General features: G+C 67.1%; 4 protein-coding genes and 1 pseudogene. 4 read left to right on the forward strand and 1 reads right to left on the reverse strand.

Annotated elements, in window-relative coordinates; translation table 11 throughout:
- Together B8460_RS21900 and B8460_RS21905 are read left to right on the forward strand one after the other, a co-directional pair.
- A pseudogene (locus tag B8460_RS21900) lies at positions 1-269 on the forward strand (hypothetical protein); the annotation flags it as partial.
- A 65-nt stretch (positions 270-334) separates the two neighbouring features.
- Complete coding sequence (locus tag B8460_RS21905; RefSeq protein ID WP_158322819.1) at positions 335-481, forward strand: hypothetical protein; 147 nt, start codon at positions 335-337, stop codon at positions 479-481.
- 4 nt (positions 482-485) lie between these two features.
- Here the strand turns inward: B8460_RS21905 and B8460_RS11715 are convergent, their stop codons facing one another.
- Complete coding sequence (locus B8460_RS11715) at positions 486-1,118, reverse strand: glutathione S-transferase C-terminal domain-containing protein (RefSeq protein ID WP_048861782.1); 633 nt, start codon at positions 1,116-1,118, stop codon at positions 486-488.
- A gap of 101 nt (positions 1,119-1,219) precedes the next feature.
- Here B8460_RS11715 and B8460_RS11720 point away from each other — a divergent pair, with 101 nt between their 5' ends.
- Together B8460_RS11720 and B8460_RS11725 are read left to right on the forward strand one after the other, a co-directional pair.
- The gene (locus tag B8460_RS11720; protein ID WP_048861783.1) at positions 1,220-2,221 is read left to right on the forward strand and encodes a ribonucleotide-diphosphate reductase subunit beta; all 1,002 of its coding nucleotides are present in this window, start codon (positions 1,220-1,222) and stop codon (positions 2,219-2,221) included.
- 390 nt (positions 2,222-2,611) lie between these two features.
- Positions 2,612-2,908, forward strand: coding sequence for a hypothetical protein (locus B8460_RS11725; protein WP_048861784.1), 297 nt, complete (start codon positions 2,612-2,614; stop codon positions 2,906-2,908).
- The last annotated feature ends 179 nt before the right edge of the window (positions 2,909-3,087 follow it).

The raw sequence follows: 3,087 nt of genomic DNA on the forward strand, positions 1-3,087 counted from the left end.
CATACGGCCTGCCCGTCGCCCGGCTCGGCCCGGGGGAGCCGGCGGATCGGGCGCTGGCGGATTGGGCGCGGGACGTCGCGCTGCCGGTGGTCGCGCTGCATGCGCCTGTGGGCGGCACCGCCGATCTGATCGCCGCGTCCGGGATCGGCGTCACCATGCTGCGCCGCGGATGGGACGCGCGGGCCTGGCCGCAGTGCGGACGCGGCTTCTTCCAGCTCGACCGCCACATCCCGGCGCTGTGTGCCGCGGCGGAGGGAGAGGGCGCCTGACGGGCGTCGCCCGCTTGTCCTCCTCCCGGCTTGTCCCGGCGGTCACGCGGCGGCAAGAGAGGCGCATGGCCAATCGTCCCGACTGGGTGCCGCTGATCGTCCTGACCCTGATCGCGGCGCTGCTGGCCGGCGGGTATTTCGTCTATCCGCGCTTCTTCGCCCTGATCCACCGCACTGACTGCATCGCGACCGGCCGCACCGATTGCGGCTGACCGGTCAGACGACGCCGGCGTCGATCGCCTGCGCGACGGGCCGCGTCGCGCGAAAGGACGGGCGCTGCTCCAGCCGCGCGTAATAGGCGGCGAGCGCGGGGTGGCGGCCCCGCCAGTCCAGCGCGGGCAGCCGCAGGTCGAGATAGCCGAGCATGCACCCGGCGGCGATGTCGCCGAGGCCGAACCGGTCGCCCACGGCATGCGGACCGTCGCCGATCAGGCGCGCCGTCTCGGCGAGGCCGCCGTCCACCTTGCGCTGCTGGCGGGCGAGCCACGGCGCGCTGCGGGCGTCGGGGGCCCGCTGGCGTTCGAAGAAGATCAGCACCAGGGCGTCGCACACCCCCCCGGCCAGCACTTCGAGCCGCTTGTGCGCGAGGATGCCGTCGTCGTCGGGCGGCAGCAGAGGCGGGTGGGGATGGCGGCGTTCGAGCCATTCCGCGATGAAGGCGGATTCATAGACCGTCGTGCCGTCGTCGAGGATGAGGACGGGCAGCTTTTCCAGCGGGTTATGCTGGGGCAGCGTGGTGTCCTCGTTCCACGGCACCTCGGTCCGCAGGTCGAACGGAATCGCCTTTTCGTGCAGGATGATGCGGATCTTGCGGGCGAAGGGGCTGGGCGTGGCGCTGATGAGCTGCATGTAAGGTTCGGCCGGATGACGAGGAGGAGTCTGCCCGACTCGCGCCCGGCAATAAACTCCCGCCCCGGCCGCCCGCCGGCGCAGCACGAGGACACTCTTATATGGATGGCAGCCTGCCCGCGCGTGACGAGCATCCGGTGCGCTTCGACCTGCTGACGGAGAACCCCGTCTATAAGCCGTTCCGCTACCCGTGGGCCTATGAGGCGTGGCTGACGCAGCAACGGGTGCACTGGCTGCCCGAGGAAGTGCCGCTCGCCGACGACGTGAAGGACTGGCACCGCAACCTGACGGACGGCGAGCGCAACCTGCTCACCCAGATCTTCCGCTTCTTCACGCAAGCGGATGTCGAGGTGAACAACTGCTACATGAAGCACTACAGTCAGGTGTTCAAACCGACCGAAGTGCTGATGATGCTGTCGGCGTTCTCGAACATCGAGACGGTGCACATCGCCGCCTATTCGCACCTGCTCGACACCATCGGCATGCCGGAGATCGAGTACCAAGCCTTCCTCCGCTACAAGGAGATGAAGGACAAGTACGACTACATGCAGGGCTTCAGCATGGAGAGCCGCGCGGACATCGCCAAGACGCTGGCGGCGTTCGGCGCCTTTACCGAGGGGCTGCAGCTGTTCGCCTCGTTCGCCATCCTGCTGAACTTCCCGCGCTTCGGGAAGATGAAGGGGATGGGGCAGATCATCTCGTGGTCGGTGCGCGACGAGAGCCTGCATTGCATCTCGGTCATCCGGCTGTTCCGCACCTTCGTGCACGAGAATCCGGATATCTGGACCGAGGATCTGCGGCGCGACATCTACCTCACCTGCGCCACCATCGTGGAGCACGAGGATGCCTTCATCGACCTCGCCTTCGAACAGGGGGCGGTGGAGGGGCTGACCGCCGCGGAGGTCAAGCGGTATATCCGCTTCATCGCCGACCGCCGGCTGCAGCAGCTGGGGCTGAACCCGCTGTTCCATGTCGAGCGCAACCCGCTGCCGTGGCTCGACGACATGCTGAACGCGGTCGAGCATGCGAACTTCTTCGAGAACCGCGCGACGGAATACAGCAAGGCGGCGACCAGCGGCACGTGGGAAGACGCGTTCGCCTGAGCGCCCCACGCATGGCCATCGCCGCCTGAACGTCCCCGGGGGCCGGCCACCGTGCCGGCCCCGCCCGGACGACCAACCGCCCCGCTCTCTGTTTCGACCGGCCCGCGCCATCGCCGGGATGGCCGGACGACTTTGTGGCCGGCGGGTGACACCCGTATTCGCTCACCAAAGCGCGAGCGAATTACCGATCAGATAACGAAATAGTAATGAAACTACCCGCGGGCAGTTAGTATCACCGGAAGGCAAATAACCTCCGGTTGTTTGTTGATGGTCGTATCAACATGATCGGTCGATAGCAAGCCGCGCCATGCTGTGCGTGCCTGCTTACGGCTTAGCTTGTCGAGCGGCTCGTTTTGTGACGAAACTGGTGACGGAACGCACCCCGTGTCCATAAACGACGAAGCAGACCTGCTATTGGACCAGTCCGAAGAAACAGCCGGCCGTGAAAGCGCGGGCGGAGCGCCGCGGTACAGTCGTCGATTGTCGGACAAGATCCTGATCGCGTTCCATCATGCCTGCGATCAGGCGGATTACGATGTGGCGCAGCATCTTCTTCAGGTGCTGGAGATGATGCTCACCCGCCGGCCGCAGACGCCGGACGGCACCCGCCGCCGCAACATGGAAAGCCTCGTCGCGGCGCACGAGCGGCTGTGGCACCTCCGTCATCCCGACGACGAGGACCGCTGATCGCCGCACCCGCCCGCCCCGGGTGATCGCGCTTTTTTGAACGCTCCGGCGACCGGCCGGGAGATCGACGCGACACATCCAGGGGTTGTGTCCGGTCGGACCGAACCTGCCCTCGCGACCGCCGGTCAGGAAAGGTCGAGCTTCCCGCCGCCGCGCAGGATCGCCTCGGCGGCCGCGCT

The organism is Acidisphaera rubrifaciens HS-AP3 (genome assembly GCF_000964365.1).
GTDB lineage: Bacteria > Pseudomonadota > Alphaproteobacteria > Acetobacterales > Acetobacteraceae > Acidisphaera > Acidisphaera rubrifaciens.

Bases quoted from the DNA above. Each gene is read 5' to 3' on its own strand.
- B8460_RS21905 (WP_158322819.1), top strand. From the start codon at position 335: ATGGCCAATCGTCCCGACTGGGTGCCGCTGATCGTCCTGACCCTGATC.
- B8460_RS11715 (WP_048861782.1), bottom strand. From the start codon at position 1,118: ATGCAGCTCATCAGCGCCACGCCCAGCCCCTTCGCCCGCAAGATCCGC.
- B8460_RS11720 (WP_048861783.1), top strand. From the start codon at position 1,220: ATGGATGGCAGCCTGCCCGCGCGTGACGAGCATCCGGTGCGCTTCGAC.